This window comes from Rhodoferax ferrireducens (assembly GCF_049302455.1).
Classification (GTDB): domain Bacteria; phylum Pseudomonadota; class Gammaproteobacteria; order Burkholderiales; family Burkholderiaceae_C; genus Rhodoferax; species Rhodoferax ferrireducens_B.
Map to the genome: position 1 here is coordinate 1 of NZ_JBAQMD010000015.1, position 20,843 is coordinate 20,843.

Sequence of the window (20,843 nt, forward strand, 5' to 3'; positions counted from 1 at the left end):
GCGAGTGTGGTTCGAAAGGATGCGGCTGCGTCGCTACCCCGATTTCGTTATCGGAACCGTCAACGAACGATGCCAGGCTGACGCGGACGCTCTACCGCATCGACAACATGGATTGCCCAACCGAAGAGGGTCTGATTCGCGGCAAGCTCGCCGGGATGGCCGGTGTGGGAACACTCGACTTCAACCTGGTTCAGCGCACGCTGACGGTCAGTCATGCGCCCGATACGCTGCCGCAGGTGCTGGCGGCGTTGAAGTCGCTAGGTTTCGACGCTGAGATATGCGAAGCAGCCGCTTTGACCGACGCATCCGCTCCAGCACCATCGAGCACTAACTGGTGGCCGCTGGGCATCTCCTTGGTAACTGCATCGGCGGCCGAGGCCGTCTACTGGCTCCACAACGGCAATCACTGGTCGGTTGTCGTTCTGGCGCTTGTCGCGGTCTTCACGGGTGGCCTTTCCACCTACAAGAAGGGGTGGATCGCGCTCAAGAACCGTAACCTCAACATGAATGCCCTGATGTCGATTGCCGTCACGGGTGCCATGTTGATCGGTCACTGGCCCGAAGCGGCGATGGTGATGGTGCTCTTCGCGCTGGCCGAAGTGATTGAAGCTAAGTCGCTGGATCGCGCTCGCAACGCCATCCGTGGCCTGCTTGATCTCGCGCCAGAACAGGCGACCGTACAGCAGCCGGACGGTACATGGTGCGAAGTGAACGCTAAACAGGTCGCCATTGGAAGCCGGGTTCGGGTCAGACCGGGCGAACGCATTGCGCTGGATGGGCAGGTCGTGGAAGGCTTCTCCACCGTCAACCAAGCACCGATTACCGGCGAAAGCCTCCCGGTCGAGAAAGCCCCCGGTGATTCGGTGTTCGCTGGCACCATCAACGAATCCGGTTCATTCGAGTACCGCGTCACCGCCGTGGCCAGTCACTCCACACTGGCCCGCATCATTCACGCGGTAGAGGCCGCTCAGGGGAGTCGCGCGCCGACTCAACGTTTTGTCGATCAGTTCGCCCGCTGGTACACCCCCGTTGTATTCGGCGTTGCCATCGCCGTCGCGTTGCTGCCGCCGCTGTTCATGGGTGCGGCATGGCTCGACTGGATTTACCGTGCATTGGTTCTGCTGGTTGTCGCCTGCCCGTGCGCACTCGTGATCTCTACACCGGTCAGCATTGTCAGCGGCTTGGCCGCCGCTGCACGCCACGGCATTCTCATTAAGGGCGGCGTCTATCTGGAAGAAGGCCGCAAGCTGCGCTGGCTGGCACTGGACAAGACCGGCACGATCACGCACGGCAAGCCAGCACAAACCGATTTTGTCGCATGGGGCAATGCGCTCGCCTCGGATAGTCGCAGCATCGCTGCCAGTCTGGCGGCCCGCTCAGACCATCCTGTATCCAAAGCGGTGGCACAGGCCGCGCAGACGGACGGGGTTGCCTTGCTCGAAGTGGCCGAATTCAACGCGCTGCCCGGTCGGGGTGTGCAAGGCCAAATCAACGGTGAGGTCTACCATCTTGGCAACCACCGGATGCTCGAAGAGTTGGGGCAATGCACACCAGAACTGGAACAGCGCATCGCGGCGCTGGAAACCGTAGGTAAAACTGTCGTGATGTTGGTCGGCGCAAAGGAGGTTCATGCCTTATTCGCCGTAGCGGACACCATCAAGGACAGTAGCAGGAGAGCCATCGCCGAGTTGCATGCAATGGGTATCAACACCATGATGCTGACCGGCGACAACCCTCACACGGCAAAGGCCATTGCCGCACAAGCCGGGATCGACCGTGCAGAAGGCAATCTGCTTCCAGACGACAAACTGCGCGAAGTTGAGCAATTGGCCCGAAGCGGCAAGGTCGGCATGGTTGGCGATGGCATCAATGATTCACCGGCCTTGGCACGAGCGGACATCGGCTTTGCAATGGGAGCTGCTGGCTCTGACACCGCCATCGAGACGGCCGACGTGGCGCTGATGGACGATGACCTGTGCAAGATACCGACGTTCGTGCGCCTGTCGCGTGCGACGGCGCAGGTGCTGATGCAAAACATCGTGCTGGCCCTTGGCATCAAGGCAGTATTTCTGGTGCTTACCTTCACGGGTCAAGCGACTATGTGGATGGCTGTGTTTGCTGATATGGGGGCCAGCTTGCTCGTCGTTGGCAATGGCTTGAGGCTGCTGCGCCGATGAGCTGGAAATTCTTTCTCTATGACTGGGGTGGCCTGAACATCGCGTTGTTCCAAGCCATCAACACGGGTACGCCTGCCGCGCTGGGGCCGCTGGCGTGGTTCTTCAGCCTCGTGGGAAGTTACTGGACGGCGCCGCTGACGATGCTGGGTCTGTGGTGGTGGTCGAAGTCGGCCACCAACCCGGCGCGTGGCGCGGTCGTTTTGCACCGCCTCATTGGTTTTAGCGTGGCCTTCTTGCTGGCTTTACTGGTCGCCACCGTCTTGAAGCTCTGGCTCGACTTTCCACGCCCGCCTGCCGTCCTTGGCGACATGGTGAGCGTGATCGGAAACATCGAGCGTCACTACAGCCTGCCCAGCGGACACTCCACCTATACCGCGCTGGTGGTCGGCGCGCTCTGGCCTTTGATGGGACGCCGTGGTCGTCTCGGTTTAATGCTGTACGCCATGCTGGTCGGTTGGTCACGAATCGCAGCCGGCATGCACTTCCCTGCTGACGTGCTCGCGGGATGGGGACTTGGATTGAGTTGCACGGCGCTCGCCGGGTGGTTGATACCGCTGGCCGCCCCTGTTTGGCAATCGGCCCGCCGCACATCGACTTGGGTCTGGTTCACAGTTGCCGCCAGTGCTGTCATGACCGACCAGCTCGCGAAGTGCGCCATCACCCGCACGTTTGCTTACGGTGAACAGGTCGAAGTCACGCCCTTCTTCAACCTCGTTCATGTCCTGAATCCCGGCGCGGCATTCAGCTTTCTGGCGAACGCTGGCGGCTGGCAACGTTACTTTTTCATCACGCTGGGTCTGGTCGTTTCTGCCTGGCTGGGACGCATGCTGTGTCAGCGCCTACCCCGTCTAGAAGCGGTGGGCTACAGCCTGATCCTTGGTGGTGCGCTCGGCAATGTCGCGGATCGTGTGTTGCGCGGACAGGTTGTGGATTTCCTTGACTTTCATTGGTGGCTTGTGCATTGGCCCGCATTTAACGTCGCTGATGTGGCGATCACATTGGGCGCTGCTCTGCTCATCGTGCATGGGCTATTCCATGGCAAAGCCGTAGACTTAAAATCAATTGAGAAATTCAATCATTCACAATAATGCAATCTGAGAATTCCCATGCCTTGCCGAGCACCTTATCGTTGGCTGAGAGCGAAAAAATAGTGCCCGGTGGAATCATGTAGCGATGGGAAGCGTTGACCAATACCTCAAGGCAGCAGAGCGCGAAAACACGCTGCTGAGCTACGCCTCGGCTGTACGGCACTTTGAGGAAGAGTGGAAAGGCCTGTTGCCTGCAAGCAGTGATGCCGTTGCGCGTTACCTGGCAGATTACGCAGCGACCCTTTCGGGGAGCACATTGCGCCACCGATTGGCAGCGTTGTCGCGCTGGCACGTAGACCAGGGTTTTACAGACCCCACCAAGAGCCCCACCATCCGGCAGCTCCTCAAAGGCATTCGTTCCGTGCACAACGCCCCGGAAAAAAAAGCCCGGCCATTGGAGTTGGACGTACTGGAACGGGTGGATGCGTGGTAGGCACGCAATATCGCGCAAGCCCAGCGTGACGCAGACCATGCCGCCGAACTCCGTTTCACTCGGGATCGCAGCCTGATTCTGCTGGGCTTTTGGCGGGGATTCCGGTCTGATGAGTTGGTCAGGTTGTCGGTCAAAAACGTCCAGATCGTGGCGTCGGAAGGCATGACCTGCTATCTGGACCGCAGTAAGGGGGATCGCCAGGCGCTTGGCAGGGTCTACAAATGCCCATCACTGTCACGGCTGTGTCCCGTCACGGCATTCAGTCAATGGATCAGCTTGGCAAAGCTAGATCAGGGGCCGGTATACCGCAGCATTGACCGCTGGGGAAATATCGCGGATCAGGCCATGCATCCCAACAGCCTGATTCCCCTCTTGCGTAGCATGCTGTCACTGGCTGGCGTCGCCGCAGTGGACGAATACAGCAGCCATTCCCTGCGCCGCGGCTTTGCAGGCTGGGCCCGCTCCAGCGGGTGGGACCTCAAGGACTTGATGGAATATGTTGGCTGGACAGACATCAAGTCGGCAATGCGCTACCTGGAGGAAGACAACACATTCCTGCAGGCGCGTTTTGAACGTGGACTGGAAGCATCTCCAGAACAGAAAAATAGCACTTTGCCTGTGGTGCCGCCGGCCACATCGCCGGCGCCACTGCCGATTGCACCGCCCACAGTCTTGGTGCTGGTGACCATATCGCAGGAGCGTTACAGACCTCACCAATGAAAAAAGCGCTGGCCGTCGCAGCGGTCGCAGTCAGCCAGGCGAAAACAAGCAAATACCAACTGCGTTTCATGCTTGAGCCTTGGTTTTTACTGGCGTCGCTTGTGCAAGATCGGTCTTGTTGAATAACAAGAACCATACGAATATGGCGCAGACAATGTAACTGTCAGCCAGGTTGAATGCTGGCCAGTGCCATCCGCGCCAATGCAGGTCAAGGAAGTCCACTACCGCCCCAGTATGAATGCGGTCGATCAGATTGCTCGCACCTCCAGCCACCACCAGGCCACCGGCCCAGCGCTCTAAAGAGTCAGTCTTCTTGAGCAAGCAAACGAGCGTTATCGGCACTACCACGAGAATACTCACGCCAATCAGCATGGGGCGTTGCCAGCCATCAGCGTTGGCAAGAAAAGAAAATGCCGCACCTTTGTTGAGCACGTGCACGAGATTGAACCAATCGGTCACTGGGATGGCTTCACCCAGTGCAATGGTGTTAGCAAAATAAGACTTTGTCAGTCGATCCAGGCCAATCAGTGCCCCGACCAGAATGACCCAAAGCATGCGCTGGCGTTGACGCCAATAGGTAAGAAACATGAGGAGAAATCCAGAAAACTGTTGACCAGATCAGCACCGAGTGCTGACGCGATTGACAGGGATCGATTTCTCGAAGCGTTTAAAGCTTGTGTGTAGATCGATGCCCTGGTCAAACCAGGGCGTACCACTGTGGCCGTTCCGGGCGGTCTCCGGGGCCAGGACTTGATCGCACCATGCGCACTGGGGCGAGCATCAAGGTCAGAGCGACTTTATTTACGACATCGGGTTCCTGGATAGCCACCGAACAGCCTGCATGGCAGGTGCCGCAATCCAAATCGACTGAGATTGTTTTTGCAAAATCTCCACCTGAGTCTGTGCGTTCAGTGACCTGGTGTTGGTGTGTGTGGTGGCCAACGTGATTGCTTGTGATATCGCTTTCGTGTTGACAATAGCGCCCTGTTGCTGCCCAGGAGAGCTGCAACGGCATCAAAATCGTCAAAAGAATGATTAACCAGAAACGCATTTAAACATTGTAGTAGCTTTAGCGTTAAGACCTTTGCGTGCATCAAACATCTGTCCGCACCTTGCAGGTGTGAATTCTGCAGTTGATGTCGTTATAAGACCCAAATTGGATGCACGCTGGACTTCTCGGAACCGGGCACTCATGGCCGTCAGCAATCGCTGCCTAGCCGCTGCTCGCCCCAACAGTTTGTAGGCACATCAGGGGGCTATACCAGGTCGGAACTGGTGGCGTTTTTGCGCCGGATAGAGCGGCTTCATTGGTCAGATTACGAACGAACCTCGCTCCTAAAGCACTGTTGCGCGAACTGCAGCAACCAGATCGTCAGGGGCAATGACTTTTTGAGGCAAAAATGGAACAGATCGCATTGGCAAATCTTTGATCACCCCAGCACTTTGCAGTGCCATGGCCACCAGCTCTGTGCAATAGAGCTTTTTGCCGTCATCATCCAGCGCTAACTGGTCGTCAAAGGGCCGCCCCAAAAACGATTTGGCAGCGCCTTGAACGGCATCGACCTTGTCCTCGGGTATCAGCAATACTTCACCCGCTGAAGCCTGCTCGGCATTGAAAAATACCTCCGGTTTTTCGAGCTTGGTGCCAACGCCTGGCATGGCACTTTCAATGTAGATTTGGCCATCCGGTATCAACTGCACGGCGATGCCCACATGACTCCATTTGCCGCCACCCTGGCCGAAAAGCACCGCTTGCGTGATGGGGTCATTGTCAAGGCCGCGCCGCGCCACAACGGCTCCGGGTCGAACTGCTGCAACGACGCGATCTCTCCATGCTTGCGCTTCTGCCTGGACAAAAGTGACCGTCGCCATGAAGGCCATGACCACCACCATGCTGCTGGTGGTCTTCACCGAGGAGAAAAACCAGCGTTTGCCAGCCCTATGCGCACTCTGTCGAGGGCATCTCGAATGAGGTACGCCTCAAAGTCGTTCACTGCATTGCCGCGAATTTCTGAAAATCCAACCCGCTTGACAAATTGGGCCAGCGCGCTTGCCAGTACTTCATTCATTTCCACCGTAAAAGTAATCATTTTAAAAAAAACAAAATAATCGATTGGAATGACGAAATAAATGTGAATCATTGTTGTAATTCAGTATTTACCCGTCATAGAGAAAGTTTTACAAGAAGCGATAATTAATATATCTAAATAACCGTTTTATGACCTCGATAGATATAAACCACAATACCGGAAAAACAAATCTGCAAACTGTCAACCATGCGCCAAACCCCATCAGAGCCAGGATGGCACCTTGCTTTTGATCCCAGGCTAGCGACCCAAACCAGAGCGCGCCTCCCCAGACCAGGCAAGTGACTGCGATGCAAAGAGCCCACTTGGCATGAAAGACCACTTGCCCGTACCGATATACAGCGCTATTGATCCAGCGTCTTGCTGCAGTTCTACGATTGTTGGTCATGGGAAATTAACGTAATCAGATGGAAATAAATATGAAGCACTATTATTTTTAGTAGCATGATAGTCGTTATTTATTTTAACTCAGAGTGGCTATAAAGTTAATTGGTAACTTGATATTATGTTGTATATAAAACTCAAAACTCCAGTTCTTTATTCCATGTCTTCTCAGCGGTTAAAAATGCCAATTCCGGGTTTTTCACTTTGATACCCATTTGCAGAGCTTCTTTGGCAGCCAACTCCCGAAACGTCACTGACCCTGTGACGAATACTTCACCACCAAATTTTTGAGAGGCCAGTAGCAACCCGGCGCGCATGGCTTGTGGGTCGTTCACTTGCGTCACATCGATCCGCGGTCCACTGTCGGTCAGTCGTACCGTGCCACGGGTGTCAAGGTATTCAATGCAGTGCTCTGGTGTGATCCTGAGCCGGGCTGTGCGGATGTCGAAGTCGTCGGGTCGTACCGTGCCCCTGATGCTGTTTTCCCGGCTTGCTGCAGGGGCGGTATGGCCGAGGTCTTCGCCCTCGATGCCTGCCTTTTGTTTGGTTTTGTCTCGCTGGGCCCGATAGCGCAGCCCGCGAAGTGCGGAGATTGCCGCTTCGTTGCCTAGCGCCGCCTGCCGCTCCAGCCACGGCAACCATTCCATCGCGTTGGCATGTGTAAGCGCCAGGCGTTCACGCTTTTGCCGGTCTGCCAAGTCTTCCATCGCCGCCGTGCGCTGTGCTGCCCACAGGAGTCTCGCCACCTGGCTCCCATATTGATTTTGCAGATGGGTCAGGGTCCCGGTTTTAGAAGCCGCAAGCTGTTGGAGCAGGTCAGATTTTTCTGCTTTGTGAAGCTCTCGCAGCTCCAGCCTTGCGGCCTTGCGGTTGTCTTTAGCCGTGTATTTTTCTGACTTGTATTGCTCAAAGAGTGCTGTGCGTGCAATGGCACGATCCATTCTGGCTTGATCGCGCTGTTCGCCTCGCCCGGTGCACCCGGGATATTCCTGCGAGTCCGGGTCAGTACCACAGGCAACACGGGCAACGTAATCGTTGTAAGTGGCTCCGTCAATCGACCGGTTGGTCGATGAGGTCTGCCCTATGGGAATGTTGGGCGGCTGGTACTCACCAAAGCGCTTTTGCAAGCGCCCCAGACTCAGTGCATAGTGAACGGCTGACGCTTTGGTTTGCGTTGCCTTGTCGAGCATGTCGGTCTCGAAAATCAAGCCGGATTTGACTTTCACCACACGCAGGCCTCTGGCGACGCATGCGCGATGGAACTCCTGCCAGTTCTGCGTTGCAACCAGCTCTGGTGCAACCTTGTTGTTGAGCCAGCCGGCCAGTGAGGGCAGTCCTGCCTTGACTTCCCCCATGCGCGCCTTCACAGCAGGTGCATGCGGTGCAAGTGACTTGTCGGTTTCAAGTCCAAGCTGGCGGCGCAGCGCATGCGTCAGCCGCTTGATTTGACCGTCAATGACCACGTGGGGGCCGTTGTCATGCTGCCAGCCCTGTTCAAGTTCGATCTCCCGACAGGTTTTGTCCAGCACAAGGAAGTCATAGCGCGGTGGCCCGGTCAGTACCAAATGCTCAGGGTGGACACGGTTGGCAATGATGTGAATGTGGTGGTGGTGATCTTTGTCGCGGTGGATCGCAAAAAATGCCTGGTTGTCGGCCATGCCAACCGCTTTGAGCGCCTTGGCGGCTGCGACCGTGGCCTGGTCAACGGTTGGCTGCTCGCCAGCCTTCCATGAAAGGACTACGTGATAAAACGGATTGGTTTTGGGATGGGCTCTTGATCTTGCCGCCCAGGCCCGCGCCGTGCTGTCCATCAACTTGATGATTTGCCTGCGATCATCCGGGTCAGTGGGGTTGAGGCCCTCCATGTTGAAGGATGCAGCTTCCAGCACACCATCGCGCGCCAGGTAATTGGCGCCATCCTCTGGACCGTAGTGGCCAGGTTCGGGTTGTTCAGCAGCCTTTTTGAGGTCGTCAACGACATAGTTGGCTGCGCTGGCCACCGTTTTCCAGGACTTCTTCAGCATGATGACCTTAGCCAGCATGGACCCTTCCGGCTGCCCTGTCCTTGCCACCTGAGGCGGTTGCTTCCAGCGTGTCAGCGCGCTCACGCAGCTCATGGATCAATGCCCACCATTTTTTTCGGTCTTCTGCCGTCCAGCGGATATCTCTGGCCGGGTACAGGTGCTTGAGCATGGCACCCAGACGACGAAATTCGTAGCCAGCCTGAGCTCTGTCAACGGTGACATAAACTGCGCCATGCAAGGTGGTGTCGCGGATCATCTGCGACACACTGACGCCCAGCGCTGCTGCACGCGCGTTGAAGCGGTCTGCTTCATCGGGCGAAACCCTGAGTTTCAAAAACGTTGAACGCGGCATGATCAAAAAAGATTAATCGACAGTTCACCGCGTTGTGCGCGCCGTGTCGCCACGAGGACGGTAGACAGGCTGATTGACAGTACCACGCCGGACATTCTTTTCATTTGCATCTCCAATCGACTATCCGCCACGACGGCGGATAGCCAATACGGGTGCGTCGCAAGTATGGACGCGCGCGCCTGTGGTGAGTTTGGCTGTTGGGCTGAAACGGACTGACGAGGCAAACAAAGCGGAGCGACTTTGTTTTGACAGTCCGTTTGAGCGTCGCCCAGGGGTTAGCCTCACGGCTGGGGTTGTCGAATGACATCCCCAATGAGTTGAATCATCCTTTCGGATATTGCGACAACGATCGTTGTCGGGGTGGCATTAGGCAAACCGGGTGCCTTGCAAGCTTGGCTGGGTTTCGGGCAATTCACAAAGAATTTTTTCGAATTGACCAAGATTGCGAAACTTGCGTGACCATTCGGACACGAGACTGAACCTTTCTGCTGGGCTGAAACGGGCTGACAAGGCGAACAAAGCGGAGCGACTTTGTTTTGGCAGTCCGTTTGAGCGTCGTCCAGGGGTTAGCCCCACGGCTGGGGTTGTCGCACGGCATCCCCAATGAGTTAAATTTTGAAAGGCGTTAGCGCATTAGCCCCATTTACCCCACTTGCACACCAGCGGTATCAAGCAACTACCAAACATGCTGGCGTCATCTGTCCAGCTGGAGTAAATCATGTTTTTCCGAACAAACAAGCTCACCATATCGCTCAATAACGGCCCACGCCGCTTACACATGACAACTGTTGCACTCGGAACGCCGTGAATGCCCGCACAGCCTGTCGCGCAAGATCAACTCATTGCTATGGCTACAGTTTGTGGCTCCTGACGATATCTGACTTTTGCAAATGGACCACAGCAACGAACCCGACGACATGGAAGAATGACCAAGGATGCCATCATTACCATCAAGCCACTGTACCTGGCGCGGGAGCAAGCGGCGATGTATCTGTCGATCAGCGATTCAATGCTAGACAAGCTGGTAGCCCAGGGTGACGCGCCCAAACCTCGGCGCATTTCTGCCGGGCGCACCGCCTGGTTGGTGGACGAGCTCGATGCCTGGGGGCGCGCTCGGCCAGTGTCGGACTTTGTGCCACCCATCAACAGCGGCCATGGTCGCGCTGGCAAGCCGACTTGATCACTTTGGCATCAGGCTTTGCATACGGTCTGACAGTTTTTTGAGCCATTCAATACGCTCAGCGTCGTAGCTGTAGGCGTTGTATATGCCCTCAACGCCCGGCTGAACGTGACCCAGGATCGCCTCACGGTATTCCTTGACGCATCCGAGACTCGATAGCATGGTGCTGGCCGTGCGTCGCAGATTGTGTGGCGTCCAGTGCGTTACTGGTAGCACCAGCCCGCTGATGCTCTGGCGCCCTGTCACCTTGGGGCTGTACGGCTGCAGGTTGTAGATATAGGTCGAAAAATCATGCTGGCTATATGCCTTACCCTTGGCATCCTCCCACATCAGGCCGGACGGCCCAATGGACGCCATCCTGCGCTGCACCACGGCCAGTGCTTGGCCGAACAATGGGACGCGTAAATCGACTGCCTGCGGAACGTTGGCGTTCTTGGTAAGCGACTTGGGCACCGTCCACCACCACTGCTCGTCAGTCTGCGTAATGTGGTCGCGCTGCATGGACAAAATTTCGGCGCCGCGTGTGGCCGTCCATAAGTGCATCAGCACCAGATCGCGCCCGGTGGCGTGCATGTTGGGAATCCAGGACAGCAGTTGCGAAACTTCATCCGGGTGCAGCACGCGCCGCGTCTGGCCCTGATGCTTGCCCCCGATCACCTTGCCCTTGCTTTTGATCCGGCCGCGCTGCACCAGTCGCCACCAGTTGGTCACATCACCATCGAGCTTGCCGGCATCGAGCGCATAGTCCCAGGCCGAACCGAATAACGAGCGTAGCTTTTGCGCCATCGTTGGCGTAGCTTTTCGGCTTTCCAGAACCTCGAACGCATCGGCGCGCGCAACCTCATCAGCGGGTTTGTCGGCAAAGCCGGGTTTGTCCTCGAGGATGCGATCGAACATGTTTGCGGCTGCGTCAAATCCTGCCGGCTTGCGACTCTGGCGCAAATGCCCGTCCTTGAAATCCTGCAACAGCTTACGCACGGTGTAGACCGCGGGCGCTTCGACCTTGACAGCCTGGCGCTGGGCCTTGCGCTGTGCAGCCGGGTCGACGCCAGCCTCGCGCTGGTCGCGCAACGCTTGCCAGTCCGTAGCTGCTACGTGCGCCGGCATCACCGGCCACTGACCGATGCGCACCTGCTTCATTCGATTGGCGGCATCCTTGTATCGGTAGGTCCAGGTCTTGCCGGTCTGCGTAGCCACTAGTCGCAGCCCAGGACAGCCGTCGATAACCATGTGTTCTCCGGGTGGCAGCAGCTTTGCGGCGCGGGCATCAAAATACATCGAACTACAATCTCCATGTGATCAAGTCGTCGGGGGGATTTCCCAGGCGGCGTAAGTTCCAAAAACCTACGCCAAAACCTACGCCTAGATCATAAGTGAATGCGGTTTAATGTGGTTTGATGTGGTGATAAAATTTTCAACGAAAGTTTAAAAAACGTTGAAAATCAAACACTTATCTGAAAACTTATAGAAGAATCAAGCAGTTACAAAACGCGGGTGTAGTTCAATGGTAGAACGGCAGCTTCCCAAGCTTCATACGAGGGTTCGATTCCCTTCACCCGCTCCATTTATGACCTTCACAAGCCGTCATAATCAGTCAAAATCCAAATTAAATCAAGCACTTACGAGCAAATAGGCCGTCAAGTGCAGTCATAAGCACCCATTGCAACGCAAAGCATTTGGGGGTAAAAATGGGGGAACAGAGCATTTTTTCTGTTTTTTTACTGGAATTTGTTCCCCCATGCTTACTGAAATCGCCTGCAAAGCTGCCACCTGTCCCGCCGACAAGACCCGCACGCGTTTTGCAGACGCTGGTGGCCTTTATCTGGAGGTCTCGCCCAACGGTTCGAAACGCTGGTTTTGGAAGTACCGTTTCAATGGCAAAGAAAAACGCCTGTCCCTCGGCAACTATCCAGCCGTCAAACTGAAGGACGTTCGCATCAACCGCGACGATGCACGCAAGCTGCTATCCCAAGGCACAGACCCAACCCAACAGCGCCAGCTCAACAAGGCAACATCCCGCGTCAGTGCCGCCACCACTTATGAAAAGGTGGCCCGCGAGTTTCTGGCCGTCAAGATCAAAGAATGGAGCGAAGCGCACAGCACCAAGTGGATACGCTTGCAGGAGGCTAATTTATTCCCGTGGTTTGGGAGCCTGCCCGTGTCCGACATTACGGCACCGCTGCTGTTGGAGACTTTGCGCCGGGTAGAGACACGCGGGAAAAACGAAACCGCCCATTCTTTGCGCCAGTATGCCGGGCAGGTATTCCGGTACGGCATCGCCACTGGCCGCTGCACCCACGATCCCGCCCATGCCCTGCGCGGGGCATTACAGGCTGTGATCGTCAAGCACATGTCTGCTGTGCTGGAGCCGAAGCAAGCCGGTGAACTGTTGCGGGCAATCGAGGCTTACCACGGGCACCCAACCACCCGCGAGGCCCTGATACTGTCTGCCCTGCTGTTCCAGCGCCCCGGCAACATCAGGCAAATGGAATGGACGTGGGTGGACTTTGACAATGCCATGCTGTCCATTCCAGCCGCATCCATGAAGCGCACCAAACAAGGCAAGATCAACGGCCGGCCGCACCTGGTCCCGCTGGCACCGCAGGCAGTCGCCTGCCTCAAACGTATGCATGCACTGTCCGGTCATGGTCGGTACGTGTTCCCCAGCCTGTTGACTGGTGAACGCCCAATGTCAGACAACACGGTGAACACCGCTTTGCGCCGCATGGGCTACGACAACACCGAAATGACCGCCCACGGTTTCAGGGCGATGGCCAGAACGATCCTGGGCGAGCAATTGGAGACTGATGGCGAAGTGATCGAGGCCCAACTGGCGCACGGCAAATCAGGCCCGCTGGGCAGCGCCTACGACCGCACCACCTACATGGCACAACGTCGCAAGATGATGAACGAGTGGGCCGATTACCTGGACAAGCTGCGCGACGGCGCGCAAGTGATACCGCTACGGGCATGAATACCGGCAAGCCACACACCGGTTTATGTGGGGCAATGGAGAGGCTTGCACTATGAATAATTTAAGGCACGAACTGGCATGCAAGGCACACGAAGCCCCAGCGCTGGCAACGGATCGGCAATTAATGGATGGCCTCGCCCTGCGCCTGAAAAACATCACTGAGGGCGATAGTGACGAAAGCGAGGGTGCGCGTTATGTTGCCTCGATTCTCATGGGCGAGCTGTCCAAGCGGCACCAGATCGAGGTGCGCGTTCACTGACAAAACCCCGGCAAGCCCTGCGCCGGACTTTGCAGGACAAAACGGACGGAGCCGGTAGGTGAGCAAACACCGCCCAGCCCCTGACCATCAACCACTGTATTGGAGTGAATCATGGCTACCGACAATTCTAGGACCGCTGACGATGGCAACTTCGCGCCGGGCGTCATTCGTAACGAATTTGGATGGACAGATGAATATATCGGCACCGCTGAAGCGCTTGTATCGGCCGGCCTAGTGCGCGCCGATCAGTTACCAGGCCAACCGGGCATGCCCAAGTCTTGCTCCACTTTTTATGATGGACAGCGGGTCGGGCGTGGCACGGGCACCAACGGGAAGCAGGACGAAAAATACATGCACGTATTCACTGTCGGCAAGAAATTCGCGATCCGGAAGGGGGTCATGGCCGAGGTAGCGGCTGAACGGAGAGCCGCACGGGACGCGGAGTTCACCGCCGAGCGAGAGTTTGAACGAGTAACCGCAGCGGCCAAGCAAAAAGCTGAAAGAGAGGTCCGCCATGCCGCAACAATGGCTGAATGTGCTTTGGTCCTCATGGTGAATTCAGCCGACGAGTATCGTCAAAAGATCATTAAGGCGTTGCGGTCGCACGTTGGCTATTTGCTTCAGGAAGACATGCGAATCAACAACAATCATGGGTTCAGCGTGGACGAATCAGTCGCCGCCGAGGTGGATGATCTGCTTGATGAAATGATTGAACTGGTTTCGAATGCTGACGTGCAGTTCAATGCCCGACGGCACAAAGAGATCCATCTCAAATGCAAGGGTGATATTGCAAGAGGCGATGCGAGCTTCCAGCGCACTCTTGAGCATCTCCAGCAGTCGGCGCATAGCCACTAACAGCAACAGTTTTGTCAGCCCTAGGCTAATGCCTGAAAATCCGCCGCGCCTTCGGGCGTGGCACCTTGCGAACGTTGCACTTTGAAGGGTTGATCGATGAAAAACCTGGTTCCACTTTCAGACCTGATCGAGCGCATAGTCGCCCGAAGCGTTGAGGCCTTGGGCAACCCGGCTGGCGCCGAATATGTGGCTCATTTTCCTGATGGCGCTATGCGCATGGACGCCAAGGGAGCCGCTGTCACCCTTGCGCGCCAAGAGGCCACGCTATTCGTATCCCGCATGATTGACACAGGGGAAATTACGCCGCGCACCTGGACGCAACTGCCTGCCGCGCTGCCGCTGGAGCTGAACAGGTATTCAGCGTACTGGCTGCGCCCCGATGACATCGAGCGCGCGCTGACTGTGGTCTTTGGTAAGGTCACACAAGATGCAGAAAGGGCCGCGCCTCAGGCCGCGCTCGTGGTGACAGACCAGACCGGGGCTGTGGACTTCGACCTGTTGGCCACTCGGCAGCAATTGATCGACGCATTCGGCGCGTTCACCGACATGAATGCAAGCTGGTTTGACAAACTGAAGGATGCGCCAAAGCTGCTTGCCGCCCGAAAGTCTGTCGGGCAGGGTGGCAGGCATAGCGCAGAGCCGCTATTCTGCCCATTCGAGGTCATGCTGTGGCTGGTAGACCCAAAACGCCGCAAGGGGAAACCGATTCAAAACGAGACCGCATGGCGAATGTTGAAAACCCATTTTCCAAAAGTGCACGCGCAATATTTGGTGGGTGACCCGAACGCTGATTGACCGGGGTAAAACACCCTTTTGGCCGGGGTAAATGTGCCACTTTCGCCGGGGTTTGAGAGTGAGATTCACCGGGGTTTATCTGACGCAAATTACCCCGCCGTCGTAATGCGCACCATGTTCATTCACATGGAGGTGCCATATGCAACCACAAGCCACCGCGAGAGCCCACAAGCCCCGCAAACCCCGAGAGTCTGCCCAATCGCTGCAGGCGGTTCAAATAGCAGATGCCCTGCTGAAAATGCAAACGGTGATAACAGTCACCGGCCTGTCCGAATCAAGCATTCGCCGCAAGGTAGCAGACGGAAAATTCCCCCGACCAGTCAAAGACGGTACACGCTGCACCCGCTGGATTGCAAGTGATGTAACCAACTGGCTGCGCGCCAAGGTGACGGCATGAGTGCCAGCCAAGAGAAAGCGGCCGGGATGCTGGACACATCCGAAGCCGCTCTTGAAATCACACACAACGAGTTTACGCCAGACAAGAAATTAGCGGCCACGCTGATTGCGCAGTTTGCTATTGCCGGACACGCAGTCCACAAAGGGCGTGAAGGCGACTTCACTGTTTGCAAATATGCAAATGTCAAATACTGCAAAGACCTGGCCGAATTGCAAGCCTTCGCAAAGCAAACGGGGGTGACGCTGTGAGCGTGCGAACCATGGCCCGTATTTGGGAGCACTCACAGCACGGCGGAAGCGAACTATTGATGTTGCTGGCCATCGGTGATTTTGCCGATGACGACGGCCGGGCGTATCCGGCCGTCAACACATTGGCGCAGAAATGCCGCATGAAAGCGCGCAATGCAAACTATGTTTTGGCCGCGCTTCGGGCAAGTGGCGAGTTAGAAATTCACCAAAACGAGGGGCCTCACAGCACCAATTTATACAAAGTTGTGGTCAAAGTTGGGGCGACAAAACAGCCCGAACCCCTGCAACCCGTTGCACCCCTGCACCCGGCTGCACCCCTGCACCGCAGTGCGCATACCCCTGCACTGCATTGCCCAAAACCCCTGCAACCCATTGCAGACAAACCATCATTAACCACCAAAGAAACATCATTGGTGAAATCCAGCCGACCAAAAAAACAATCTCGACTTCCTGAAAACTTTCAACCGAACATCACTGGGATAGCCCTGGCAGAAAAAAATGGGTTGAACCTTGAAGGCGAATTGGATGCCTTCAAAAACCACCACACGTCCAAAGGCAGTTTGTTTTTGGATTGGCAAGCCGCATGGAGAACCTGGGTGGGAAACGCGGTCAAGTTCAATGCGAACAGTTCCAAACGCACCGGCTCAAGCCGTCACACCGGATTTGACCAGCCCAACTACTACGGAGGCTTGCAGGATGGAATCCCAGATTGATGATCGTGTTTCGGCAAGCGGCGCAGCACCGGGCCCGATAAAACGCGAATGCGCGACTCACGGCAGCTATCAAGCGATGCACATCTTTGGCCGACACTGGGCCAACTGCCCCGAGTGTGAACGCGAAGCCCAAGAACGCATTGCCGCGCAAGATGCCGAGAGAGCACGCGAACAGCGTGTTGCCGTCGCGAAAGCACGGCTTGAATGCAATCTGCGCAATTGCGGATTGGCCGGCCGTAACCTGCGCGCGAGTTTTCAAAACTTCACGGCAACTACGCCCAAGCAGCGCGAAGTTTTGGACGCGGTTGTCGGCTTCGCGAAAACGTTCACCACGACGTCCGGCGGTGGCTTGTGGCTGCTGGGTTTGCCCGGTACTGGAAAAACGCACCTGGGCGCTGCATTGGTCTCCAATTCGATCCGTGAGCGGAGCTTGGCTGCATGCATGCACTCCTTTGGACAAATTCAAACCATGTTGCGCGCGCGCTGGTCGAACAGCAAAGAGTCGCGGTCATTCTGGGAAATCGAAGACGGGCTGGAAACAACCGATCAACTTTTGGAGCACCTGGGCACCATCCCGCTCTTGGCACTTGACGAGCTGGGCGTCGGGCGCGGGACAGATGCCGAGCTGGAAACACTTTTTCAAATCGTTGATCGCAGGTACCAGCTTGAGCGACCGACTGTCGTGCTTTCAAACCTGAAGCCGATCGAGCTCAAAGCGGCCATGGGCGACCGCGCTTATGACCGGCTCCGCGAGGGAACTCGACTGCTGATTTGCGATTGGCCAAGCCACCGGGGGCAAATCAAATGACCGGCCCGCTGGATCGAATCGAGGCCTGCCGGCGCGCACTGGAAGCAACCTGTCGCGAGTCTGGGGCTTTTATCAGCGGTGATGGCCGGATCGGCGAGGAAGTGGCCGCCGAACTGCTGGGCTTGGCGCCGGGCACGCTTGCCAATCGACGCTCTGAGGGCGCCGCACCACCGCATTACCGGCTTGGCGGTGGCGGGCATCGCGTGACTTACAACCTGAGCGACCTGGCGGCCTGGATAGAGGCCACGCGCTGCGAATAGGTTCACGCAACCCCATGGAACCCCATGGAACCCCACGCTGCGCCATGGTCAAAGCCCACGCATTGGCCGACGATTGAGCCATCGAAACTAATTTTTGAAAGCGAAAAAAATGAATACTCAAATTTTGCAAAAAGGCACGACCTTCGCCCGCATGGCAATCGCGCGTGCACTGGGCCAAGGCGACCCTGGTGCTGCGCACGCGCTCGCGGCTACTCGGTGGGGTGCAAATAGCGCTGTTGCTGACTTGCTGCTTAAGTCTGCCGTCGGCGGTGGCACCACCACATCATTGAGCGAGCTTGCTGGCACCCGTCAGGCTGTCGCCGAGTTCATCGAAATCGTGAGGCCGATGACGATCCTGGGCAAGCTGGCGGGCCTGCGCCGCGTGCCAGTGAACACGCCATACGTCGCGCTGTCCACGGGCGCCACCGCCTACTGGACTGCACAAGGCCGAGCTACACCGGTCAGCGCCACCGCCTTCGACCGCGAAACGATGACCTCGCTGAAAATTGCCGCTCTGGTTGTTCTTGCAAAAGAGCTGTTGGAAAGTGCCGACCCGATGGCCGAAGACCTGATCCGGCGCGACCTGGCGCGGGCCGTGGCCGAGTTGTCGGATCGCTCATTTATCGACGCTGACAACGGCGGCATTGCTGGCGAGATGCCCGCCAGCGTCACGAACGCCGCGGCGACCATTGCCGCCACCACCGATTTTGCCGATGACCTGGCCGCAGCCCTCGACGCCTTCTCCGGCGACCTTGAAACCGCTGCCTGGGTGATGAGCCCGAAACTGGCCGCGAAACTGGGCCTGCGTGCTGGCGGCCGTGGTGCTGCCGCTGACCTTGGCGCGCGGGGTGGCTCGCTCGCCGGGTTGCCCGCAATCGTCAGCGCAGCATGCCAGCCAAACAGCGACGGATACTCGATCACGTTGTTGGATGCCGGCTCGATTTGCATGGTCGATGAAGGCGCGGAGCTGGCGCTTTCCCGTCAAGCGACCGTTGAAATGGACAGCGCACCGACGGGCGACACCACCACTCCTGCAGCCTCGACTACCGCGATGGTTAGCCTTTTTCAGACTGACAGCGTTGGCCTGATCGTCACGCGCCGCATGAATTGGAAACTGGCCCGGGCCGGCTCTGTCGTGTGTATCACTGGCGCCAGCTACGCCGGAGTCTGACCATGGGCGACTCGAACATGGCCGAATTATCCAAATCAACGACCCCGGTGACCGTCGGCATGCTGACGGATGTGACCGATGTGCTGCTCGCTGGCATTAAAAAATTGAGTGGCCGCATGGCCGAGTTGGAGAAAGCACCCCTGGTTTATGAGGGGCCGCACGAGGCCGGCAAGGTGTACGACAAGGGGCAATTCACCACGCACAACGGCAGCCTCTGGCACTGCAACTACAAAACCGCGAGTCGCCCTGGTGATGGGCCGGCTTGGACTTTGGCTGTGAAACGCGGCGCTGATGGAAGGGACGCAAAATGATTCCTGACGACACACCATTGACCCGGGGCGACCTGGCCAGCTTTGTGGAGCATGTGCGCATCGGGCTCGCCACACCGGCGGCCGGCGATGCCGCGTTACCCCATGAAGTCATTGCCCTGCACAGCGACGACCGCGCGGAATGCGATGGTAAACGTGTCCGGCTCTGGGATTTGATGGGCGGCCGCACGGGTTGCCAAGTTGACGACGGGCCGATTTTTTACTGCGACTGATGCCGCGCCCGTCCGATTCACCAGAAAAGCAGCTTGCAACCGAAGCGCATCGCATTGGCGTGCTGGCTTTCTTTTCTCCGAAATTGAAGGCCGAGGGCAAACCACACGTCCGGCTTTTCTCTCGTGGCGCAAACCTGGCCGAGCTACTCACGGTCAGCGATGCACGCGACTGGCTGCGTTTGAACCCACACAAAGGAGAAAACAGATGATTCGCCCCGAAGATTTTGCCCCCGGCTGGCTTGAGCGCATTGAAGAGGCTCAGGACGAAACGACACAGACCATCCGTGGCGTTGAATTTGACCGCATCCCTTACGGCGATGACCATCAGGCCACTGGCCCGCGTTGCCGCGATTGTGGCGTCGAAAAGGGCCAGCTCCACGTCGACGGCTGTCTTGTCGAGCGTTGCCCGAAGTGTGGCACTGGCCAGGCGGCCTTGGGCTGCTGCGAAGTCCCGCAGGTCTGGCACTGATCCATGAAACTGTCCATGCTCAGACCGCGTTTGGCAACGGCCAAAACCGACCGTGTTCCAGTCATGCAGCCTGGTTCGTGGCGCAAGGCTGGGGCGACGTCCACCGAACGGGGTTACACATACAGATGGCAACTGGCAAGCAAGGCGTTTCTGCAAGCGCACCCGCTATGCCAGTGCGAGGATTGTGATGACGGACGCAAGCGCGTGACCTTGGCGACTGTGGTTGACCACATCATCCCGCACCGTGGCGACATGGTGCTGTTCTGGGACATTGAACACAATTGGCAGTCAATGGCCAAACCCTGCCACGACCGCAAGACGCAGCGCGAGACGGCTGCAGATGGATGGGCTGGGCCGGCCTGAGATCGCATGTCCTGGATTGATCTGGTGCGGCGGCGCGACACCAACACCGGGGGGGTTATTTCGTCTTGGGGGCTTTAGCCTAGAGACCGAGCGTGAAGGTTCGCTTTCATAAACCCAGACAATTTTTGGAGCCGAAATGGGCGAAAGAGGTAAACCGACACCGGGGGGGTGGGTCAAATGTTGGGAAACCTTGCACCTCTAGACCGCACGTTAAGGCACGCACAGATTATTTTCCCCTTTTCAAACTGGAATCAACAAATGGTGTCTGTTAATCAAAACGTTTCTGCGCAAAAACCGATGTTTTACCAATGGGAGCACCGAGCTCAACTGCATTTGAATTTCAGCAAATGAGCGAAGGTTTAACAGCCGGTTTAACAAGCTGATTCTTTGGAGTCCGCCATGAGCGCTGCAACCCGAGTTTTTGAATTGATGGTGAACCGGTGGGAGTTGCTGGCGCACAAGAACCGAGCTATGACCGAGCACTACGTCAAGGCCCGAGTGGGAGAGCGGGTGAAACCGCTTAGATAGAGTTGCCTTGCTGTGCT

26 protein-coding genes and 1 tRNA gene are annotated in these 20,843 nt (G+C 57.0%); 21 read left to right on the top strand and 6 right to left on the bottom strand.

Annotated elements, in window-relative coordinates:
- Positions 1-41 precede the first annotated feature (41 nt).
- The 4 genes from WA157_RS01735 (at position 42) to WA157_RS01750 (ending at position 4,418) form a co-directional block, all read left to right on the top strand.
- Entirely contained in the window at positions 42-2,177 is a 2,136-nt protein-coding gene (locus WA157_RS01735) for a heavy metal translocating P-type ATPase (RefSeq protein WP_422619450.1), read from the top strand.
- Positions 2,174-3,265 (top strand): signal peptidase II, encoded by a 1,092-nt coding sequence (lspA, locus tag WA157_RS01740; RefSeq protein WP_422619313.1) that lies wholly within the window; start codon positions 2,174-2,176, stop codon positions 3,263-3,265. Before WA157_RS01735 ends, lspA (WA157_RS01740) begins: the two co-directional genes overlap by 4 nt.
- An 85-nt stretch (positions 3,266-3,350) precedes the next feature.
- Positions 3,351-3,698, top strand: coding sequence for a site-specific integrase (locus tag WA157_RS01745; protein ID WP_422619314.1), 348 nt, complete (start codon positions 3,351-3,353; stop codon positions 3,696-3,698).
- Positions 3,699-3,707: 9 nt separating this feature from the next.
- Entirely contained in the window at positions 3,708-4,418 is a 711-nt protein-coding gene (locus WA157_RS01750) for a site-specific integrase (protein WP_422619451.1), read from the top strand.
- A gap of 66 nt (positions 4,419-4,484) precedes the next feature.
- On the opposite strand, the gene lspA (WA157_RS01755) is transcribed toward WA157_RS01750, so the two are convergent.
- The 5 genes from lspA (WA157_RS01755) to WA157_RS01775 all read right to left on the bottom strand — a co-directional run bounded on the left by lspA (WA157_RS01755) (position 4,485) and on the right by WA157_RS01775 (position 9,265).
- A complete protein-coding gene (gene lspA, locus WA157_RS01755) occupies positions 4,485-5,006 on the bottom strand; it encodes a signal peptidase II (protein WP_422619315.1) in 522 nt (173 codons plus the stop codon).
- Between the two features lie 747 nt (positions 5,007-5,753).
- Positions 5,754-6,329: a hypothetical protein gene (locus WA157_RS01760; RefSeq protein ID WP_422619316.1), complete on the bottom strand. Its 576-nt coding sequence runs from the start codon at positions 6,327-6,329 to the stop codon at positions 5,754-5,756.
- A complete protein-coding gene (locus WA157_RS01765) occupies positions 6,326-6,559 on the bottom strand; it encodes a DUF7706 family protein (protein WP_422619317.1) in 234 nt (77 codons plus the stop codon). The genes WA157_RS01760 and WA157_RS01765 overlap by 4 nt, the downstream gene beginning before the upstream one ends.
- 467 nt (positions 6,560-7,026) lie before the next feature.
- The gene (gene traI, locus WA157_RS01770; RefSeq protein WP_422619318.1) at positions 7,027-8,931 is read right to left on the bottom strand and encodes a TraI/MobA(P) family conjugative relaxase; all 1,905 of its coding nucleotides are present in this window, start codon (positions 8,929-8,931) and stop codon (positions 7,027-7,029) included.
- Entirely contained in the window at positions 8,921-9,265 is a 345-nt protein-coding gene (locus tag WA157_RS01775) for a plasmid mobilization protein (RefSeq protein WP_296658699.1), read from the bottom strand. Before WA157_RS01775 ends, traI begins: the two co-directional genes overlap by 11 nt.
- Before the next feature lie 925 nt (positions 9,266-10,190).
- Here WA157_RS01775 and WA157_RS01780 point away from each other — a divergent pair.
- Complete coding sequence (locus WA157_RS01780; protein ID WP_300216156.1) at positions 10,191-10,445, top strand: helix-turn-helix transcriptional regulator; 255 nt, start codon at positions 10,191-10,193, stop codon at positions 10,443-10,445.
- Here WA157_RS01780 and WA157_RS01785 read toward each other — a convergent pair whose 3' ends face one another.
- Entirely contained in the window at positions 10,446-11,723 is a 1,278-nt protein-coding gene (locus WA157_RS01785) for a tyrosine-type recombinase/integrase (RefSeq protein ID WP_422619319.1), read from the bottom strand.
- 212 nt (positions 11,724-11,935) lie between these two features.
- Here WA157_RS01785 and WA157_RS01790 point away from each other — a divergent pair.
- The 16 genes from WA157_RS01790 (at position 11,936) to WA157_RS01865 (ending at position 20,298) form a co-directional block, all read left to right on the top strand.
- Positions 11,936-12,009 (top strand) — tRNA-Gly (locus WA157_RS01790).
- A gap of 174 nt (positions 12,010-12,183) precedes the next feature.
- Complete coding sequence (locus WA157_RS01795; protein ID WP_422619320.1) at positions 12,184-13,419, top strand: tyrosine-type recombinase/integrase; 1,236 nt, start codon at positions 12,184-12,186, stop codon at positions 13,417-13,419.
- Positions 13,420-13,471: 52 nt separating this feature from the next.
- Complete coding sequence (locus WA157_RS01800) at positions 13,472-13,678, top strand: hypothetical protein (RefSeq protein WP_422619321.1); 207 nt, start codon at positions 13,472-13,474, stop codon at positions 13,676-13,678.
- A gap of 111 nt (positions 13,679-13,789) precedes the next feature.
- A complete protein-coding gene (locus WA157_RS01805) occupies positions 13,790-14,533 on the top strand; it encodes a hypothetical protein (RefSeq protein ID WP_422619322.1) in 744 nt (247 codons plus the stop codon).
- 96 nt (positions 14,534-14,629) lie between these two features.
- Positions 14,630-15,328, top strand: a complete 699-nt coding sequence (locus tag WA157_RS01810) for a hypothetical protein (protein ID WP_422619323.1) — start codon at positions 14,630-14,632, stop codon at positions 15,326-15,328.
- A 139-nt stretch (positions 15,329-15,467) separates the two neighbouring features.
- On the top strand, positions 15,468-15,725 hold the full coding sequence (locus tag WA157_RS01815) for a helix-turn-helix transcriptional regulator (protein WP_422619324.1): 258 nt from the start codon (positions 15,468-15,470) through the stop codon (positions 15,723-15,725).
- Complete coding sequence (locus tag WA157_RS01820) at positions 15,722-15,973, top strand: hypothetical protein (protein ID WP_422619325.1); 252 nt, start codon at positions 15,722-15,724, stop codon at positions 15,971-15,973. Before WA157_RS01815 ends, WA157_RS01820 begins: the two co-directional genes overlap by 4 nt.
- 11 nt (positions 15,974-15,984) lie before the next feature.
- Positions 15,985-16,686 (top strand): hypothetical protein, encoded by a 702-nt coding sequence (locus WA157_RS01825; protein WP_422619326.1) that lies wholly within the window; start codon positions 15,985-15,987, stop codon positions 16,684-16,686.
- The gene (locus WA157_RS01830; RefSeq protein WP_422619327.1) at positions 16,670-17,494 is read left to right on the top strand and encodes an ATP-binding protein; all 825 of its coding nucleotides are present in this window, start codon (positions 16,670-16,672) and stop codon (positions 17,492-17,494) included. The genes WA157_RS01825 and WA157_RS01830 overlap by 17 nt, the downstream gene beginning before the upstream one ends.
- The gene (locus WA157_RS01835) at positions 17,491-17,754 is read left to right on the top strand and encodes a helix-turn-helix transcriptional regulator (RefSeq protein WP_422619328.1); all 264 of its coding nucleotides are present in this window, start codon (positions 17,491-17,493) and stop codon (positions 17,752-17,754) included. The genes WA157_RS01830 and WA157_RS01835 overlap by 4 nt, the downstream gene beginning before the upstream one ends.
- Positions 17,755-17,863: 109 nt before the next feature.
- Positions 17,864-18,925, top strand: coding sequence for a phage major capsid protein (locus WA157_RS01840; protein WP_422619329.1), 1,062 nt, complete (start codon positions 17,864-17,866; stop codon positions 18,923-18,925).
- A gap of 2 nt (positions 18,926-18,927) precedes the next feature.
- Positions 18,928-19,236: a carbohydrate-binding family V/XII protein gene (locus WA157_RS01845; protein WP_422619330.1), complete on the top strand. Its 309-nt coding sequence runs from the start codon at positions 18,928-18,930 to the stop codon at positions 19,234-19,236.
- Positions 19,233-19,466: a hypothetical protein gene (locus WA157_RS01850; RefSeq protein WP_422619331.1), complete on the top strand. Its 234-nt coding sequence runs from the start codon at positions 19,233-19,235 to the stop codon at positions 19,464-19,466. The genes WA157_RS01845 and WA157_RS01850 overlap by 4 nt, the downstream gene beginning before the upstream one ends.
- Positions 19,466-19,675, top strand: coding sequence for a hypothetical protein (locus tag WA157_RS01855; protein WP_422619332.1), 210 nt, complete (start codon positions 19,466-19,468; stop codon positions 19,673-19,675). Before WA157_RS01850 ends, WA157_RS01855 begins: the two co-directional genes overlap by 1 nt.
- Positions 19,672-19,935 (top strand): hypothetical protein, encoded by a 264-nt coding sequence (locus WA157_RS01860; RefSeq protein WP_422619333.1) that lies wholly within the window; start codon positions 19,672-19,674, stop codon positions 19,933-19,935. Before WA157_RS01855 ends, WA157_RS01860 begins: the two co-directional genes overlap by 4 nt.
- A 204-nt stretch (positions 19,936-20,139) precedes the next feature.
- Positions 20,140-20,298 (top strand): hypothetical protein, encoded by a 159-nt coding sequence (locus tag WA157_RS01865; protein ID WP_422619334.1) that lies wholly within the window; start codon positions 20,140-20,142, stop codon positions 20,296-20,298.
- Positions 20,299-20,843 lie beyond the last annotated feature (545 nt).